General features: G+C 57.9%; 16 protein-coding genes and 4 tRNA genes. 14 read left to right on the top strand and 6 right to left on the bottom strand.

The window, feature by feature from the left end; all coding sequences use genetic code 11:
• Nucleotides 1–60: 60 nt before the first annotated feature.
• Both MWU51_RS08345 and MWU51_RS08340 read left to right on the top strand, forming a co-directional pair.
• Entirely contained in the window at nucleotides 61–462 is a 402-nt protein-coding gene (locus MWU51_RS08345) for an HU family DNA-binding protein (RefSeq protein WP_247036309.1), read from the top strand.
• 19 nt (nucleotides 463–481) lie between these two features.
• Nucleotides 482–556: transfer RNA gene (locus MWU51_RS08340), tRNA-Val, on the top strand.
• A 61-nt stretch (nucleotides 557–617) separates the two neighbouring features.
• On the opposite strand, the gene MWU51_RS08335 is transcribed toward MWU51_RS08340, so the two are convergent.
• Entirely contained in the window at nucleotides 618–1619 is a 1002-nt protein-coding gene (locus tag MWU51_RS08335) for a GlxA family transcriptional regulator (RefSeq protein ID WP_247036308.1), read from the bottom strand.
• Between the two features lie 191 nt (nucleotides 1620–1810).
• Between MWU51_RS08335 and MWU51_RS08330 the strand changes: the two genes are divergently transcribed.
• The 5 genes from MWU51_RS08330 (at nucleotide 1811) to MWU51_RS08310 (ending at nucleotide 3280) form a co-directional block, all read left to right on the top strand.
• A tRNA-Val gene (locus MWU51_RS08330) sits at nucleotides 1811–1886 on the top strand.
• Nucleotides 1887–1967: 81 nt separating this feature from the next.
• Entirely contained in the window at nucleotides 1968–2564 is a 597-nt protein-coding gene (locus MWU51_RS08325; RefSeq protein WP_247036307.1) for a histidine phosphatase family protein, read from the top strand.
• An 81-nt stretch (nucleotides 2565–2645) separates the two neighbouring features.
• Nucleotides 2646–2722 (top strand) — tRNA-Asp (locus MWU51_RS08320).
• Between the two features lie 151 nt (nucleotides 2723–2873).
• Nucleotides 2874–2950: transfer RNA gene (locus MWU51_RS08315), tRNA-Asp, on the top strand.
• 96 nt (nucleotides 2951–3046) lie between these two features.
• Nucleotides 3047–3280, top strand: a complete 234-nt coding sequence (locus MWU51_RS08310) for an RND transporter (RefSeq protein WP_247036306.1) — start codon at nucleotides 3047–3049, stop codon at nucleotides 3278–3280.
• Nucleotides 3281–3316: 36 nt separating this feature from the next.
• On the opposite strand, the gene MWU51_RS08305 is transcribed toward MWU51_RS08310, so the two are convergent.
• Nucleotides 3317–4693 carry a M20/M25/M40 family metallo-hydrolase gene (locus MWU51_RS08305; protein ID WP_247036305.1) on the bottom strand — a complete coding sequence of 459 codons (1377 nt, stop codon included), beginning with the start codon at nucleotides 4691–4693 and terminating at the stop codon, nucleotides 3317–3319.
• A 267-nt stretch (nucleotides 4694–4960) separates the two neighbouring features.
• Between MWU51_RS08305 and hemA the strand changes: the two genes are divergently transcribed.
• The 3 genes from hemA to ispG all read left to right on the top strand — a co-directional run bounded on the left by hemA (nucleotide 4961) and on the right by ispG (nucleotide 8816).
• Complete coding sequence (hemA, locus tag MWU51_RS08300; protein ID WP_247036302.1) at nucleotides 4961–6184, top strand: 5-aminolevulinate synthase; 1224 nt, start codon at nucleotides 4961–4963, stop codon at nucleotides 6182–6184.
• Nucleotides 6185–6297: 113 nt separating this feature from the next.
• Nucleotides 6298–7590 (top strand): helix-turn-helix domain-containing protein, encoded by a 1293-nt coding sequence (locus tag MWU51_RS08295; protein ID WP_247036294.1) that lies wholly within the window; start codon nucleotides 6298–6300, stop codon nucleotides 7588–7590.
• A 101-nt stretch (nucleotides 7591–7691) separates the two neighbouring features.
• Nucleotides 7692–8816: a flavodoxin-dependent (E)-4-hydroxy-3-methylbut-2-enyl-diphosphate synthase gene (gene ispG, locus MWU51_RS08290; protein WP_247036292.1), complete on the top strand. Its 1125-nt coding sequence runs from the start codon at nucleotides 7692–7694 to the stop codon at nucleotides 8814–8816.
• 248 nt (nucleotides 8817–9064) lie between these two features.
• On the opposite strand, the gene MWU51_RS08285 is transcribed toward ispG, so the two are convergent.
• The 4 genes from MWU51_RS08285 to ccmI form a co-directional block, all read right to left on the bottom strand.
• The gene (locus MWU51_RS08285; protein ID WP_247036290.1) at nucleotides 9065–9442 is read right to left on the bottom strand and encodes a hypothetical protein; all 378 of its coding nucleotides are present in this window, start codon (nucleotides 9440–9442) and stop codon (nucleotides 9065–9067) included.
• 68 nt (nucleotides 9443–9510) lie between these two features.
• The gene (locus MWU51_RS08280; protein ID WP_247036288.1) at nucleotides 9511–9744 is read right to left on the bottom strand and encodes a DUF1289 domain-containing protein; all 234 of its coding nucleotides are present in this window, start codon (nucleotides 9742–9744) and stop codon (nucleotides 9511–9513) included.
• Nucleotides 9744–10208 carry a Holliday junction resolvase RuvX gene (ruvX, locus tag MWU51_RS08275; RefSeq protein ID WP_247036286.1) on the bottom strand — a complete coding sequence of 155 codons (465 nt, stop codon included), beginning with the start codon at nucleotides 10206–10208 and terminating at the stop codon, nucleotides 9744–9746. Before ruvX ends, MWU51_RS08280 begins: the two co-directional genes overlap by 1 nt.
• Nucleotides 10205–11470, bottom strand: coding sequence for a c-type cytochrome biogenesis protein CcmI (gene ccmI / locus MWU51_RS08270; protein WP_247036284.1), 1266 nt, complete (start codon nucleotides 11468–11470; stop codon nucleotides 10205–10207). The genes ruvX and ccmI overlap by 4 nt, the downstream gene beginning before the upstream one ends.
• A gap of 212 nt (nucleotides 11471–11682) precedes the next feature.
• Here ccmI and MWU51_RS08265 point away from each other — a divergent pair, with 212 nt between their 5' ends.
• The 4 genes from MWU51_RS08265 (at nucleotide 11683) to MWU51_RS08250 (ending at nucleotide 17020) form a co-directional block, all read left to right on the top strand.
• Nucleotides 11683–12930 (top strand): sarcosine oxidase subunit beta family protein, encoded by a 1248-nt coding sequence (locus tag MWU51_RS08265; RefSeq protein ID WP_247036282.1) that lies wholly within the window; start codon nucleotides 11683–11685, stop codon nucleotides 12928–12930.
• Between the two features lie 202 nt (nucleotides 12931–13132).
• Complete coding sequence (locus MWU51_RS08260; RefSeq protein ID WP_247036280.1) at nucleotides 13133–13456, top strand: sarcosine oxidase subunit delta; 324 nt, start codon at nucleotides 13133–13135, stop codon at nucleotides 13454–13456.
• Nucleotides 13453–16470 carry a sarcosine oxidase subunit alpha family protein gene (locus MWU51_RS08255; RefSeq protein ID WP_247036278.1) on the top strand — a complete coding sequence of 1006 codons (3018 nt, stop codon included), beginning with the start codon at nucleotides 13453–13455 and terminating at the stop codon, nucleotides 16468–16470. Before MWU51_RS08260 ends, MWU51_RS08255 begins: the two co-directional genes overlap by 4 nt.
• Nucleotides 16463–17020: a sarcosine oxidase subunit gamma family protein gene (locus MWU51_RS08250; protein WP_247036277.1), complete on the top strand. Its 558-nt coding sequence runs from the start codon at nucleotides 16463–16465 to the stop codon at nucleotides 17018–17020. The genes MWU51_RS08255 and MWU51_RS08250 overlap by 8 nt, the downstream gene beginning before the upstream one ends.
• The last annotated feature ends 77 nt before the right edge of the window (nucleotides 17021–17097 follow it).

The following is a 17097-nucleotide window of genomic DNA, read 5'->3' as shown; positions in this document are numbered from 1 at the left end:
CGCGTCGTTATCCTTGAAGAATAACAAAAAACGCCGCCACCCAAAAACAGGGGACCTTTCATGGCCGTAAGTCCGAAATCTAAATCAAAAACGATGCGCAGTTCGGCATCCGCAGACAAAGCTGTAAAAGAGGCCGTCGCGCCGCTGTCCAAATCCTCCAAACCAGATGAGAGCAAGCCAACCGCGCCCTCTGAACCAGTGGTAAAAACGAAAGAGATGCTGGCGCGTGTTGCAGCACGGACCGAGCTTCGCCCAATTCAAGTGCGCGATGTCTATGAGGCTGTGTTAGAAGAGCTGGGCGCTGCCCTGGTGCGTGGAGAGAAGTTGCGCATTCCTCCGCTGGGAACGGTGAAAGTGAACCGTCAGAAGACCTTGCCTGATGCGGATGTTGTGATTTGCAAAATCCGACGCAATAAGATGTCAGCCAAGGTCGATGACCCTCTTGCACCGGTTGATGACTGACGCTAAAAGCTGCCCCGTCGGGTGATTAGCTCAGTGGTAGAGCGCTTCGTTCACATCGAAGATGTCAGGAGTTCAAATCTCTTATCACCCACCAATCTTCTTGTTTTGTTTTGGAAGTAACACAAACTTCGCGCAACTTAGTTGTGTATAAGTCGTCAGACGTGACCGGTTGAAAACTTGTGCGGCGACATACCAAACGCTTCGCGAAACCGTTTTGAGAAATAGGCGGCAGATTCAAACCCGCATGCCACGGCCACATCGACCACCGCCAGGTCGGTTTCCGCCAGCAAAATTCGTGCGCGTTGTAGACGCAGGTTTTGTAGGTATTTCTTGGGTGTGGTGTCCAGATAGTGACGAAACAGACGCTCCATCTGGCGCCGTGATATGCCCAGTTCTTCGGTGACGATGTCCAGATTGATGTGATCGTCCAGATGTTCTTCGAAATGGTTGATAATGCGTACCAGTTTGTCATTGCGTACCCCGATCGATGCCGAGGTGGAGCTTTGCTGGCGGTCGGTTTCCGAACGCTGCACTGTGTGCAGGCACATGTTCAGGACGGCTTGCGCCAGAACCGGCCCATGGGTGTCATAGATCAGCTTGAAAAACAGATCCGTGGCGGCCGACCCGCCACCGCAGGTCAGAACGCGGTTGTCCATCGTATAAAGCTGCTCGACCGGGTTCAGATCCGGGAAATGTTCGCGAAAGGGGGCAATGTTTTCCCAATGCAGCGTGAACTTGTGTCCTGCCAGAATGCCCGCTTTGGCCAGCGTATATGTACCGGTGCACAAGGCCCCGACTGTGCGCCCCAGGCGCCATTGTTTGCGGGTCCAGTCCGCGACTTTGCTGCTAGTCGAAAGCTCGGGTTGCACGCCTGAACAAACGAAGATACGACAGTCGCCCGGCGTGTCCCCCAAAGCGCGATCAATGCCGATCTCGATCCCGTTGGAGCAGCGCACATTCTGACCGTCCTCAGACATGGTGGTCCAGGAATACAGGCTTTGTCCGGTCAGCTGGTTTGCGATGCGCAACGGTTCGATGGCGGATGTAAAAGCCAACATCGACAGGTTGGGCAACAGAACAAACACAATCGGTTCGGGACTGTCGGGTGCATCAATGGCAACATGGGCAACGCCTTTAGGAACGACAGGGGCCGACATGTTCAGGGTCCTCACTGGTGGAATTCAGGCACCATACGTTACGTAGGGCAAAGTGCAACCATTTGGCGCTGGGTTGCCTGTGTGCAATTCGTATATTGTCGGTCGCTGGCCGAGGGGGACAAAAAATTTTTAACCCATAATGAAAACCGCACTTGCAATCCCCGGTTTGCCAAGGCTATTAGCAGCCCATCGGGTCGTTAGCTCAGTTGGTAGAGCGCTTCGTTTACACCGAAGATGTCGGGAGTTCGAGCCTCTCACGACCCACCATTCCCCCTCGTTCATATCCAAGAATCCTTGCCAGATCACTCAGGTCGGTTAGGTTGAGCGAGCAGAAGGGAACAGATCCTCATGCATAGCCGATACCCAGAGTTGTTTGTCATTCGCCATGGCCAGACAGAGTGGAACTTGGCGCGGCGGCATCAAGGACGATTGGATTCGCCCCTGACCGAACTGGGATGCCAGCAAGCCCGTGATATGGGCGTGATCCTGCAGCAGATTTTGGCTGAACGGCAGGACGTGCAAGCCTTTAGTTCTCCGCAAGGCAGGGCGCTTCAAACTGCCGAGTTGTCGCTGAAGCCGCTGGGTTGGCCTCTGACCCAAGATGCGCGCTTATGTGAAGTTGCGTTTGGCGCGTGGGAAGGTCTGACTCAATCCCAGATCCATGCTGGTTGGCCCCAGCTTTCTGTGATCGCTGAAAACGATCCGTTGAACTGGCACTTCATGTCACCGGGCGGCGAGACCTATCTGGATCTTGAGCGCAGGGCCGATGCGTTTTTGGCTGATCTGTCCGGACCGGCGGTCATATTCACCCACGGCATTCTGTCGCGAGTGCTTCGGGCCCGTTGGTTGGGGTTGAACGAACATGACATGCTGGACTTGCCCGGCGGTCAGGGTATCATATTTCACCTGTCCGCCCGACATGGACACCGGACCATCGAAAAATAATCCGGAAAAACTGAATTGGCCGCTTGACGCCCTTGGGCCTGCAGCCTAGAACGCCCGAACAAGCCGAAAGGCTGGCAGTGAGCGGTTGTAGCTCAGTTGGTTAGAGTACCGGCCTGTCACGCCGGGGGTCGCGGGTTCGAGCCCCGTCAACCGCGCCACCACTGCCTGAAAGACGCCCCGCCATTGGCGGGGTTTCTTCGTTTTTAGCCCACCGTTCAAGCCTGTCTACTTACCCGTAAACCAACCAGCCGCATCGTGTGATTTGCCCATTGACGGTCCATCATGCCCACTGTATTCACGCCGCCACGCGCGGTTGTAGCTCAGTTGGTTAGAGTACCGGCCTGTCACGCCGGGGGTCGCGGGTTCGAGCCCCGTCAACCGCGCCACTTCACCACATATTCATCCTGAGTTTTCGGCGATAGCCTGTCCGCGTTGATCGCAAGACACCAAGATTGCGACCGGTTTGGCAAAAGGGGCTGTTGATGTCGATTTTTGACAATATTCCTTTTTTGACCGTCGTCATTTTCTGCCTGACCATCGGCCTAGCCCCATTTGCGCCACCGCATATCTGGGAAAAGCTGGTGATGCTGTTATCCGGCACATTGGTGCGTCCGCTCGATATACTTGATCTTGTGATGCATGGTGGGCCGTGGGTGATCTTGTTGATCAAGATCGTGCGACACCTTCGGTCGGGTCCGACCTCCCGCGAGGGATAGGGCTGGCCCGGTACGCAGGATACCGGACCAGCGTGTTCAGGACAGTTTTGCCAAGATGCGCGCCCAACTGCGAATGCCTTTATGGAAACTTTCCAGATCGTATTTTTCGTTCGGGCTGTGAATGTTGTCGTCATCTTTGCCAAAGCCGATCAGCATTGCGTCAACGCCCAGTATATCCTTGAAATAGCCTGCAATCGGGATCGAGCCGCCGCAACCGGCAAAGGCTGCCGGCATACCCCATTCTTCGCTCAGCGCCTTGCGTGCTTGTTCGAACATCGGGTTGTCGGTGGATACCTGCGCAGCGGGCGAGCCTTTCTCGGTGCGGTATTCAATGGTGAAACCTTCGGGCAGGCGCTTTTCCAGATAAGCACGGAAGGTTTTGCGGATCGCGTCGGGGTCTTGTTTGCCCACCAGCCGGAAGCTGACCTTGGCCGATGCCTTGCTGGGCAGTACGGTCTTGAACCCGTCGCCGGTATAGCCACCCCAGATACCGTTCACATCGCAGGTTGGCCGCGACCACAGCATTTCGATCGGCATGCGGTCTTGTTCTCCTGCCGGATGTTTCAAACCAACATCGCCTAGGAAGGCGGCGTGGTCAAAGCCCAACCCCTGCCACTGGGCGCGTATTTCGTCCGACAGCTCCTCGACCCCGTTATAAAAGCCGGGCAGGGTGATGCGTCCTGTGTCATCATGCAGATCAGCCAAAGCACGGGTCAGGATACGGATGGGATTCATCGCGATGCCGCCATACATGCCCGAATGCAGGTCGCGGTCAGGGCCGGTGATGGTGAAATCCTCGCAGCTCATGCCGCGCAACTGGGTGATGATCGCAGGTGTTTTTGATTCGAAAAGCCCGGTGTCACAGATCAATGCAATATCGGTGGTCAGCTCGTCGCGGTTTTCCTCCATGAAGGGGATCAGAGACGGCGAACCCGATTCTTCTTCACCTTCAAAAAACAGCGAAACGCGCGCGGGCAGGCTGCCGTGGACGGCGATCCATGCGCGACAGGCTTCGACAAAGGTCATCAATTGGCCCTTGTCATCGGACGATCCGCGACCCCGGATCACCTTGCCCGCTGGCGTGTCTTCAAGGGCGGGTTCAAACGGCGGCGTGTCCCACAGCTCCAGCGGGTCAACGGGCTGCACGTCATAATGCCCATAGAACATCAGATGCGGCGCATCTGCAGGGCCATCTGCATGCGCCACGACCATCGGGTGGCCCGGCGTCTGCCGTTTATCGGCTTGAAATCCAATGGTTTTCAGATCGTTCACCAGCCAATCTGCTGCTTTCTGGCATTCTACGGCATAAGCCGGATCGGTCGAGATGGACGGGATGCGCAGAAGCGCAAGAAGGCGGTCGATGGCGTCAGGAAGGTCGGCGTCAATGCGGTCCAGAACAGGGTCGAGCGTCATGGAAAGCTCCAAGTTTGTATGTTGTCGGCGCTGACCCTACCAGCCCGTCAGGCACTGTCCACCCCGTGCGGAAAAGGGGGCGTAGTGTCGCGGAGATCCCAAAAAGGGTTCCGTTTGAGATGGATCAATGTAAAACCCGGCCTCAAACCGTTAACACGGCACACAGCGACGTTCAGGGAAAAACATATCCAATTTTTGAATATGTTTGTGAGGTGATACTCTGTATGTTGAGCGAACGAACAGGATCAGACCGGCCAGGAGGGAACCTTGGACTATAATCATGAGCTTGATGTGGCGCTGCAGCGCCTGCATGACGAAGGCCGCTATCGCACGTTCATCGAAATTGAACGCTGCCAAGGCCAGTTTCCCCACGCCACCTGGAAGAAACCCGATGGCACCGAAGCGCCCGTTACCGTTTGGTGCGGCAACGATTATCTGGGCATGGGGCAGCACCCTGCAGTGCGTGATGCCATGCACGAAGCGATCGAAGCCACCGGCGCAGGTTCTGGCGGAACCCGAAATATCTCGGGCACCACGGTCTATCACAAACGCCTGGAAGCCGAGATCGCGGATCTTCACCAGAAGGAAGACGCGCTGATCTTCACCTCGGCCTACATCGCCAACGACGCGACTTTGTCGACATTGCCCAAGCTGTTTCCGGGATTGATCATCTACTCTGACGCATTGAATCATGCTTCGATGATCGAAGGGGTGCGCCGCAATGGCGGTGCCAAGCGCATTTTCCGCCACAACGACGTTGCCCATCTGCGTGAATTGCTTGAGGCCGATGATCCCGCCGCCCCGAAGCTGATCGCGTTTGAAAGTGTCTATTCGATGGACGGCGATTTCGGCCCGATCGAAGCGCTTTGTGATCTGGCGGACGAGTTCGATGCCCTGACCTATATCGACGAAGTGCACGCGGTGGGCATGTATGGCCCGCGCGGGGCAGGCGTGGCAGAACGTGACAACCTTGCGCACCGGATCGACATCATCAACGGCACCCTGGCAAAGGCCTATGGCGTGATGGGCGGCTATATCGCGGCCTCCGCGAAAATGTGTGACGCTGTGCGCTCTTATGCGCCCGGTTTCATCTTCACAACTTCGCTGCCCCCCGCTGTGGCGGCGGGTGCTGCTGCGTCTGTCAAGCATCTGAAGGTTGATCAGGCTTTGCGTGACGCGCATCAGACCCAGGCCAAGATTCTGAAAACCCGCTTGAAAGCCCTCGGACTGCCTATCATCGACCATGATTCGCATATCGTTCCTCTGATCGTCGGGGATCCGGTTCACACCAAGCAGCTATCCGATATGTTGTTGGAAAACTTTGGAATTTATGTGCAACCCATCAATTTTCCCACGGTCCCACGCGGGACTGAACGGTTGCGGTTTACCCCGTCGCCAGTCCATGGCTCGAAGGAAATGGATGCCCTGATCAATGCCCTCGATCAGCTCTGGTCGCATTGTGAGCTAAATCGCGCCGAGCTCTCAGCTTAACTCCAATCACAGACTGCACATTTTGTGAGAATGTGTTACCTTTCCATTAGCGAAGGCAACGATGACGAATCGATGGCTTCATTTGGGACACATGAGGCACGAGGAGCAGCTGGATGATCGGGCGTTGGAACACGTCTCGGGTCGAGGAAGAAGAAAAGCCAACCGGTTTTGATTCCTTTGATCTGCGACTTGGCGATGTCATGCGGGGTGAACGCGCCACGCTTGGCAAATCGCTGTTGGACGTCCAGCGCGAATTGAAGATCAAAGCCACCTATATTGCTGCCATCGAAAATGCCGATGTGTCCGCTTTTGAAACGCAGGGCTTTATCGCAGGATATGTCCGGTCCTATGCCCGGTATCTGGGGATGGATCCGGAATGGGCTTACAAGACGTTCTGCAAGGAAAGCGGTTTCACAACGGCCCATGGATTGTCCGCGAGTGCCTCGAGCCAGTTGGATAAACCCAAAAAGGTTGCGAAACGGACCGATCACAGTGGCGATCCTCTGGCCAATCCCAATGCCAGCTGGGTGCCCCAGACGGAAAGTATCTTTGCAGGGATCGAACCCGGCGCGGTTGGATCCGTGGCTGTATTGGCGGCGCTGATCGGTCTTCTCGGCTTTGGCGGATGGTCTGTGTTGCAGGAAATTCAACGCGTTGATTTCGCGCCAATTGAACAAACGCCCGGTGTGCTTGCTGAATTGCCCGATGTGGGGGGTGGCCCTTCTAGCTTCCAAAGCGAAAATGACACCGAGGTCATGGCCCATGCGGGTGTGGGTCTGTCCCAACCTCCGTCTGCAGAAGCACTGGATCGACTCTATCGCCCTCAGGCGTTGGAGGTGCCGGTGTTGACCCATCGGGATGCACCGATCTCAACACTTGACCCGGCCAGCGTTGGAGTTTTGGCCGGTGTAACTGCGCCTGATCTGGGCCTGGCACCTGTGTCCTTTGGGTCGTCCCGAACCGACGATGCGATTGCATCTCGTGATACGCAAAGACTCGCGGCGAACGTCATTGCCCCGACCGTAGAGGGCAATGCCGAAACGGCTGCTCGCGCGGTACAGGTATTGGGCGCGGAAGCTGCCGAAGTCGCCGTTTTTGCGGTGCGTCCATCTTGGGTGCGTATTCAGTCCGCAGATGGAACCGTTATCTTCGAAAAGATATTGGATGCGGGCGAACATTATGTGCTGCCCAAAACCGAACAAGCACCTGTTATGCGCACGGGCAATGCGGGATCCGTCTATTTCGCTGTGAATGGCACCGCCTATGGTCCATCGGGTGATGGCCCGTCCGTCGTGAAAAACGTTGCGTTGTCGCAGGATGCCCTGACCGAGGTCTTTGCCCTTGCCGATCTGGCAGCTGACGCCGATCTGGCGACCTATGTGGCCGAGCTGAGCCTTTCTCAGTAAACTCGTTTCCAATTGCCCGCGCATATAGGCCTTGCGTGCTTGTCGCCGCGTCGCGCGCGCGCTATCCCTAGCCGCAAACCTATCGGCGAAAGAGTGATCCCATGTCTCACAATCCAATCCGTCCTTGGCGTGATATAGAACGTCGTCAATCGCGGCAGGTTATGGTCGGCAACGTGCCGGTGGGCGGCGGGGCACCCATTGCCGTGCAAACCATGACGAACACCGACAGTTCTGACGTTAAGGCGACGTTGGCCCAAGTGATGGCTGCGGCCGAGGCTGGTGCCGATATCGTGCGCATTTCCTGCCCGGATGTGGCATCGACAACCGCCTTGAAGGAAATCACCGCCGAAAGCCCGGTGCCGATCGTGGCAGATATCCATTTCCACTATAAGCGCGCCATCGAAGCAGCTGAAGCTGGCGCGGCCTGCTTGCGCATCAACCCCGGTAATATTGGCGATGAGACCCGTGTGCGTGAAGTGATCAAGGCCGCAAAAGATCACGGCTGCTCAATCCGAATTGGGGTCAACGCGGGCTCGCTTGAAAAGCATCTGCTTGAAAAATATGGTGAACCTTGCCCCGAGGCGATGGTCGAAAGCGGGCTCGAGCATATTCGCATTCTGGAAGACAATGACTTCCGCGACTACAAGATCAGTGTGAAAGCCTCAGACGTTTTTCTGTCGGCTGCGGCCTATCACGGTATCGCCGAAGCGACGGATGCTCCGATCCATCTGGGGATCACCGAAGCTGGCGGCTTTGTGTCTGGCACGATCAAAAGCGCAATCGGCCTTGGCAACCTGCTGTGGGCCGGGATCGGCGATACGATCCGTGTCAGCTTGTCCGCCGACCCAGTCGAAGAGGTTAAGGTGGGCTTTGAGATTTTGAAGAGCCTTGGCTTGCGCCACCGCGGGGTCAACATTATTTCCTGCCCGTCCTGTGCGCGGCAGGGGTTTGATGTGATCAAAACCGTCGCGACGTTGGAAGAACGCCTTGCGCATATCCATACCCCGATGAGCTTGTCTATTATTGGATGCGTGGTGAACGGTCCGGGCGAAGCATTGATGACCGATGTCGGCTTTACCGGTGGTGGTGCCGGGTCTGGCATGGTGTATCTGGCGGGCAAACAGGACCATAAGCTCGACAATGAAAAGATGGTCGACCATATCGTTGAACTGGTTGAGAAGCGTGCCGCGGAACTCGATCTGCAGTCTGAAGAGGCGGCGGAGTAAACAGGGGGCGTTGCCCCCTCGAGCCCACGGCTCTCACCCCCAGGATATTTTCAGCCAGAAGAAGCTCGGTGGGCTAAACCGGTCTGTCCAATACCAGAAATTCAAAGAGATAAGTATGCCAAGCCCTTGGTCAACGGTCGAGGTGGCGCGCCAGTTTCGTCTTTCTTCTGGCTGAAAATATCCGGGGTGAGCACCCATGGTGCGAGGGGCAACGCCCCTTTTCCAAGTGTCGAGACAGGCCACGGGGGCTAGTGTCTTGCGATCGACTGGACAGGAAAGCGTAATCCGTCTTTCGTGATCAGAACAAGCTGATCGTGGTTCATAATATACAGATCACAGCGCGACACTCCCGTGACGAACTCCACACAGGCTGTGCTATCGGTGCCGACCTTATAGCCGCCCAGCCATGTTCCACCGCCGCCATAGGTATAGGAATAGGTCCCGTCCAGATTGAACACTGACGTGGCGCCATCATAGAAGGTCAGGGTTTGACCCGATAACTTATCGGTTAGTTCGGCGTGCCCCAGTCGGGTATCTCCGGGTCTCGTCTTCCAGTCTTCAGCTAGCGCTGGAAGCGTTACAAGCAGTGCGATTGTGCCAACGGAATAGCGAAGAAATGTGGTCATCAGGCGTCCTTTTGCCTTGATCCTAACCGCAATTTTCATCGCGCCATTTCACGTTGTAGAGAGCGGGTTCAGCTCTTCCCAATCCGCGATTTACGTCCACCACGCCGTTTGGTTAGTTCCACCTTGCGGTCCGGCAGGTCTTTCAACACGGCGCGGCGTGCGTCAGGTGACAGGCGAGACCAGGCGGTGATCTCGTCAATCGAGCGGTAACACCCTGTGCAGATCCGCGCGATCGGATGGACGACGCAAATGTTGACGCAGGGGCTTTCGACCTCGTCCCGTTTCCAGATGTCGTCCGACATTATAGATGCCTCATTCGGTCCAATACACCTTGCAGGATATACCCTGCGGCGACATGGTCGATCACTTCGGCGCGACGCTTTCTGGACGTATCCGCCTCAAGCAACACGCGTTCGGCAGCAACCGTGGAAAGGCGTTCATCCCAAAAGGTGATTGGCACGTCTGTCAGTCTCTCAAGGTTGCGGGCAAACGCACGGGTGGATTGGGCGCGTGGCCCTTCGCTACCATCCATGTTGCGGGGTAGGCCAAGGATCAACCCGCCGAGGTCGCGATCCTTGGCGATTGTCAGCAATCTGGCCGCATCGGCGGTGAACTTGGTGCGCTTGATCGTTTCCAGCGGGGTCGAAATCTGCCGCGTTCTGTCAGAGACCGCCACACCGATGGTTTTGGTGCCAAGGTCCAGCCCGGCAAGTGCCGACATGGGAGGCAGGGCGGTGGCGAACTCCTCGACGGTTTCAAAAATCACGGGGCAACCCCAGCCTGTTCGGCGGCTGCGCGAACGGTGGCCATTGCATCGGGATGGTCATTGAACAGCGTTTGAGCTTCGTCCCAGATGGCAGCGGCGCGCTCTGTATCGCCGACGACGCCAAGCACGCTGATCAAGCGCGCCCATTCTTCTGGCGTGCCGCCTTCGGAGGCCAGACGCTCGGAAAGCTGGTCGATCATCCCCTTGATCATCGCTGTTCGGTCTTCCTCGGTCATCTCTTGTGCTGCTTCGATGTCATCGGCGTTGGGGCCGGTCAGGTTTGGCATCGCCGGACGGATGGGCGTGTCTGGCGGGGTGTAATCAACACCCGCATGTGCCGCGAGGCTGCCGATTTGCGAGCGCACTGACGTCCACCAGATGGCCGTCGCCGGGCCTTCTTCCAGCAACCCGCGCCACAGGCGAAAGCCCATGTCGGGGCGACCGTTCTGAGCAAACATCAAGCCGGTATAATAGCGTGCCAACTGGTGATTTGGATCCCGTTCAAGCGCGTTTCTAAGCATGTCCTCCGCCTCGGGCGAGATAAATCCGCCCGCTGCATTGACCAGCAAATCGGCTTGACGGACGAAATCATCCGCTGTCGCGTTTTCGCCTTTAATCTCAAGCAAATGTCTCATCGCCTTATGTGCCGCAACCATGTTGCCAAGGGCGGCTTCATGTTGCGCAAGAAGATCCAGCCCCCGAACGTCATCAGGCCGATCGGCCACGGCATCACGCAAACCTTGAATCAGTTCAAGATAGTCTGCCGGCGCTTCGATCGGGGGGCCGGGCCATGGTGGCATTTCTGCTTCGACCTCGGCCTGGCTGGGTCGGCTTTCGCGCATTTCCTGACTTAGGGCGATGCGCTTTTCGCGGCCCAGATCTTGATACCCCGGCGAGCCAAGCCCCCAGTAAACACCGAATGCACCGCCTGCCAGCAGGATCGCACAGAAGGCAATCACCAGACGGCTCACACTTTGCGGGGCATCGGTGGGTCGGGATTTGGCTTGCGCTGCTTTGTCTGCTTCAAGCAGGCGGCGCGAGATCTCTAAACGTGCTCGGTCCGCATCCTGGGCCGTCACTGTGCCACGCGCAACATCGCGATCCAGTTCACTAAGCTGGTCACGATAGACCTTCATGTCGGAACTCATCCGGGTCGTGTCACCCTTTGTCGGGACGGCAGCGTCGCGGGAGCGCAGCATTTGCCGCGCCAAAACCAGAATGGTGGCAAGGGTCAGCGCCCCGATGATCAGCCAGAAAACCATGTTTCCTCCGCGTGCTTAGGTTTCCCCTCATGTAATGTGCAATGGGGGCGGGCAAAACCCTTAATGATCAGGTGCGACAATCACGATGCCGCGTGAACGTGCAAATAATCATACATGTCGTCTTTTTCATTTCATATGACGCTGGAATGTCGTTCGGAAACGTCGCTTAGTTATAAAACCGACATGAACCGTGGACCCAACAGGGGAATCGTATGCGACGTTATTCTGCATTTGCCATTGCGCGCGAGGCTGCGCGTTATCACCAGGGATGGGAGCGCGCGTGGGCGTCCCCCAAGCCGAAGAAAAAATACGATGTCGTCATCGTGGGCGCGGGCGGCCACGGGTTGGCCACTGCCTTTTATCTGGGCAAGAATTTCGGGATCACCAATGTGGCGATCATCGAAAAGGGCTGGCTGGGTGGCGGCAATACGGGCCGTAACACCACGATCATCCGGTCGAACTATCTGCAGGATCCCTCGGCCGCGATCTATGAAAAGGCGCGTTCGCTATACGAGACGATGAGCCAGGACCTGAACTATAACGTCATGTTCAGCCCGCGTGGCGTCATGATGCTGGCCCAAACCGAAAGCGAGGTGCGTGGATATGTGCGCACGGCGCATGCCAACGCGCTGCAAGGCGTCAAGACCGAGTTCATTTCGCCCGAGCGCGTGAAGGAACTTGTGCCGATCATGAACATTAACGGCCCGCGCTATCCCGTTCTGGGTGCGCTGTGGCAGGCCCGTGCAGGGACCGCGCGTCACGATGCGGTGGCGTGGGGTTACGCGCGGGCGTGTTCAGACATGGGCATGGACATCATACAGAAATGCGAAGTGACAGGGGTGCGTCAATCGGGCGGCAAGGTCACGGGCGTCGACACCACGCATGGTCAGATTGATTGCGACAAGCTGGCCATGCTTGTGGCCGGAAACGCAAGCCATCTGGCCGATATGGCAGGCTTCCGTTTGCCGATGGAAAGCGTCGCGCTGCAAGCGCTGGTGTCCGAGCCGATCAAGCCTTGCATCGACGTGGTTGTGATGGCCAACACCGTGCACGGTTACATGTCGCAGTCCGACAAGGGCGAGCTGGTCATCGGTGGCGGCACAGACGGGTATAACAACTACACCCAACGCGGATCGTTCCACCATGTGGAAGAAACCGTGCGGGCCTTGGTCGAGACGTTCCCGATCATCTCGCGACTGAAAATGTTGCGCCAATGGGGCGGTATTGTGGACGTGACCGGCGACCGCTCGCCCATCATCGGCAAAACGCCTTTGGGCAACTGCTTCATCAACTGTGGTTGGGGCACTGGCGGCTTCAAGGCGATTCCCGGGTCGGGCTGGGCCATGGCCGAAACCGTCGCCAAGGGCGAACCCGGCGCCTTGGCCAGCGAATTCGGCCTGAACCGCTTCACCGAAGGACGCTTCATCGATGAAAGCGTGGCTGCGGGGGTGGCTCACTGATGGTTGCTCAGTACGGAAAACCGAGTTCGTTATCCGCCGTTATACGGTGGGTCGTCTCCATGTGGGTCAAGGTTCCTACCACGTCGAACCAAGAAAAAGGCGAGAACCACAATCAGCGCCAATGGCGAGACGGAAATCAGAAAATCTACCATAGCGTAATTCCTGCATATGCAGGCGCGCATTGCAACTATGAGGTGCAGCCATGCTGATCCTTGAATGCCCCTATTGCGGCGTGATGGCCGATGAAACGGACCTGCATGGCGGAGGCGAGGCGCATCTGAAGCGCTATGGCCCCGGCTCGTCCGATGAAGATTTTCAGACCTATTTGTTCCACCGCGCGAACCCTAAAGGCGTTCACTTTGAACGCTGGCGGCATGTGTCGGGTTGCGGCAAGTGGTTCCACGCGGCGCGCAACACGATGACGCTTGAGGTTTACGGCACCTATTCCGCCCAGACCTATGAGCCGCCCAAGGCGATCATCAACGCGGTTAAAAAGAAACATCCCGAGTGGGAGGGCTTGAAATGAGCACCCGTCTGGCAAAGGGCGGTCGCCTGATCGACCGCACCAAACCGAAGAATTTCACCTTCAACGGCAAACGCATGAAGGGGTATGAGGGGGACACGCTGGCTGCGGCCCTTCTGGGCGAAGACCAGATGCTGGTCGGCCGGTCGTTCAAATACCACCGCCCGCGCGGCATCGTCGCCAGCGGCGCGGAAGAGCCCAATGCGCTTGTAAACATGGGGCAGGGCGGGCGTTTCGAACCCAACCAGCGCGTCACCACGACCGAGCTGTTTGACGGCCTCGCCTGCACCTCGCAAAACCACTGGCCGAGCCTTGAGTTCGACGTGGGCGTGATCAACAACTACGCCGCGCGTTTCCTGCCGGCAGGGTTCTATTACAAGACGTTTATGGCGCCCGCGCCCGCGTGGAAGCACGTGTTTGAGCCGATCATCCGTAAATCCGCCGGTCTGGGCAAAGTCCCGACCGAGGCTGACGTGGATCGTTACGAGCATTTCTATCACCACACTGATGTGCTGGTGATCGGTGGCGGTGTCGCCGGTCTGGCTGCCGCTCTGGCCGCGGGTCGGTCGGGCGCGAAAGTGCTGGTGATGGAGCAGACGCACCATTGGGGCGGTCGTGCCCCGGTGGATGGTGGCGAGATTGACGGGCAGTCGCCCGATGACTGGATCGCCGCGACCCTGGCCGAGCTTGAAGGCATGGACAACGTCACCCTGCGCACCCGCATGATGGGCTCGGGCGTTTACGATCACGGCTATGCGCTTGGCTATGAACGTGTGGCGGATCACACGCCGGGCGATGACCGCCCGCGCCATCGCCTGTGGCGCATCCGTGCACAGCAGATCGTCACCGCGACAGGGTCGATCGAACGCCCGTTGTCCTTTGCAGGCAACGACATTCCGGGTGTCATGCTGGCGGCTGCCGTGCGTGATTACGCCGTGAACTGGGGCGTGTCGGTGGGCGACCGCACCGTGGTTGTGACCAACAATGACGATGCCTATCGCACCGCCCTTGTGTTGAAAGAGGCCGGGCTGGACGTGCCGATCATTCTGGACGCGCGCGAAAGCTCCAACGGTCCGCTGGCAGAGGCTGCCCGCGCCGCTGGCATTCGTGTCGAGGTCGGCAAAGCAATTGCCAAGGTGAACGGCGGCAAGCGCGTGACGGGCGTTTCGATCTGCTCGCAGGCAGGCGAAGGCTCAGCTGTCGAAGATATCGCTTGTGACGCGGTCGCTATGTCGGGCGGCTGGTCGCCTGTCGTGCACCTTTGGTCGCATTGCGGCGGCAAACTGATCTGGGACGAGGCGCAGTCGCATTTCCGCCCCGATCCTGACCGCGCGCCCACGGGCCATGATGGCCAACCCTTTGTGGTCACCGCAGGTGCCGCGTCGGGTGCGATGAGTTTAGCTGATGTGCTGTCGGACGCCTATGAAGCAGGCAAGCAAGCCGCGAAAGCGGCGGGCGGCAAAGCCGTGCGCAAGGCTGGCCCCAAGGCTGATGCAGAGAGCACTCAACCAATGGCGCCCGTCTGGATCATGCCGCAGGGCGCAGGCTACCAGAAGCGCATGAAGATGTGGCTGGATTATCAGAACGACGTGAAGGTGTCAGACGTGCAACTGGCCGCGCGCGAAGGATACGAAAGCGTCGAGCACACCAAGCGTTACACCACGTTGGGCATGGCGACGGATCAAGGAAAGCTATCTAATATCAATGGCTTGGCGGTGCTTTCTGATGCATTGGGTCAACCCATTCCGGCGACCGGTACCACCACTTTCCGCCCGCCCTACACGCCGATCAGCTTCGGTGCGATTGCAGGCGAAGCGCGTCACGAGATCTTCCAGCCGCTCCGTCGCACGCCGATGCACGGGTGGCACGAAGACGCTGGCGCTTACATGGAACCAGTCGGCCATTGGCGTCGCCCCTATTGCTATGCCAAACCGGGCGAGACCAATGAGCAAGCCGTTCATCGCGAGGTGTTGAACACTCGCGAAAAGCTTGGGCTGCTGGATGCGTCCACGCTTGGCAAGCTGATCGTGAAGGGGTCGGATGCGGGCAAGTTTCTGGACATGATGTACACCAACATGATGTCGAACTTGGCAGTTGGCAAATGCCGCTATGGTCTGATGTGCTCGGAAAACGGGTTCCTGTCGGACGATGGCGTTGTTGCCCGGATCGACGAGGACACGTGGCTTTGCCACACCACCTCGGGCGGCGCAGATCGCATCCACGCGTGGATGGAGGAATGGCTGCAAACTGAATGGTGGGACTGGAAAGTCTACGTCGCAAACATCACCGAACAACTGGCGCAGGTCGCCGTGGTCGGCCCCAACGCGCGCAAGCTGTTGGAAAAGTTGGGCGGGATGGATGTGTCCAAGGAAACGCTGCCCTTCATGCAGTGGAAAGACGGCAAGATCGGCGCGTTCGATGCGCGCGTCTATCGCATCTCATTCTCGGGCGAGCTGTCGTACGAAATCGCCGTCCCTGCCAGCCAGGGCCGCGCCTTCTGGGATGCGCTTCTTGAGGCCGGAGAGGAATTTGGCGTCATGCCGTATGGTACTGAGTGTTTGCACATCATGCGGGCCGAGAAGGGCTTTATCATGATTGGGGACGAAACCGACGGCACCGTGATCCCGCAGGATCTGGGGCTGAACTGGGCGATCTCGAAGAAGAAAGAGGACTTTCTTGGCAAGCGCGCTCAGCTTCGTAGCCATATGACAGACCCGGATCGCTGGAAGTTGGTCGGCTTGGAAACGCTGGACGGTTCGGTCCTGCCGGATGGGGCTTACGCGGTCGCGGAAGGCAACAACGATTACGGCCAGCGCAACATGATTGGGCGCGTGACCTCGACCTATTATTCGCCGACGTTGAAAAAGGGCATCGCGATGGGGCTTGTGAAACACGGTCCCGACCGGATGGGCGAAGTCTTGGATTTCCCGACGGTCGATGGGTCCAACACGGTGATTAAGGCGCGGATTTGTGATCCGGTCTTCTATGACAAGGACGGGGAGAAGCAGAATGTCTAATGCTGTTTCCGCACTTCAAGGTGCAAGCTTTGACGGCTATTGCAAGGTCGAAGAAGCCGGATTGGTCGGCATGATCACCCTGCGCGGCGATCTGTCGTCGGAAGGTGTCGCCAAGACGGTCAAGACCGCCACCGGCGCTGAGATGCCGGGGCAGGGCCAGATTACCGAAGGCGCGAAGGGTCGCGCAGGCTGGATGTCGCCGGACGAGCTGTTGTTGATCGTCGATCACGCGAAAGCTGCCGACGTTGTCGAGGCTGCCAGCAAATCGCTGGCGAAAGAGCACGCGCTGGTCGTCAACGTGTCCGACGCGCGTGCTGTGTACCGCGTAAAAGGCGCAGTCTGCCGCGAGGTGATCGCCAAACTGACGCCTGCCGACACCTCGGTCATGCAGCCCGGTATGTTGCGCCGTACACGGATTGCCCAGATCCCTGCTGCGTTTTATCTGGAGGATGATGAGACAGCGGTTCTGGTTTGCTTTCGCTCTGTCGCTCAGTATGCTTTTGATCTGCTGAAAGACGCGGCGAAGCCGGGGGGCGAGGTCTTTGGCTAGGGTAATCTGACGACTTCGCGTCACGTCGGAAGGCAACCCGAGTTGACGTTACGATAGGTAGAGTGAACTTGTCACAC

This window comes from Aliiroseovarius sp. F47248L, assembly GCF_023016085.1.
GTDB lineage: Bacteria > Pseudomonadota > Alphaproteobacteria > Rhodobacterales > Rhodobacteraceae > Aliiroseovarius.
The sequence above is the reverse complement of the archived record's forward strand: the minus strand, read 5'-3'. Positions and strand labels throughout refer to the sequence as shown.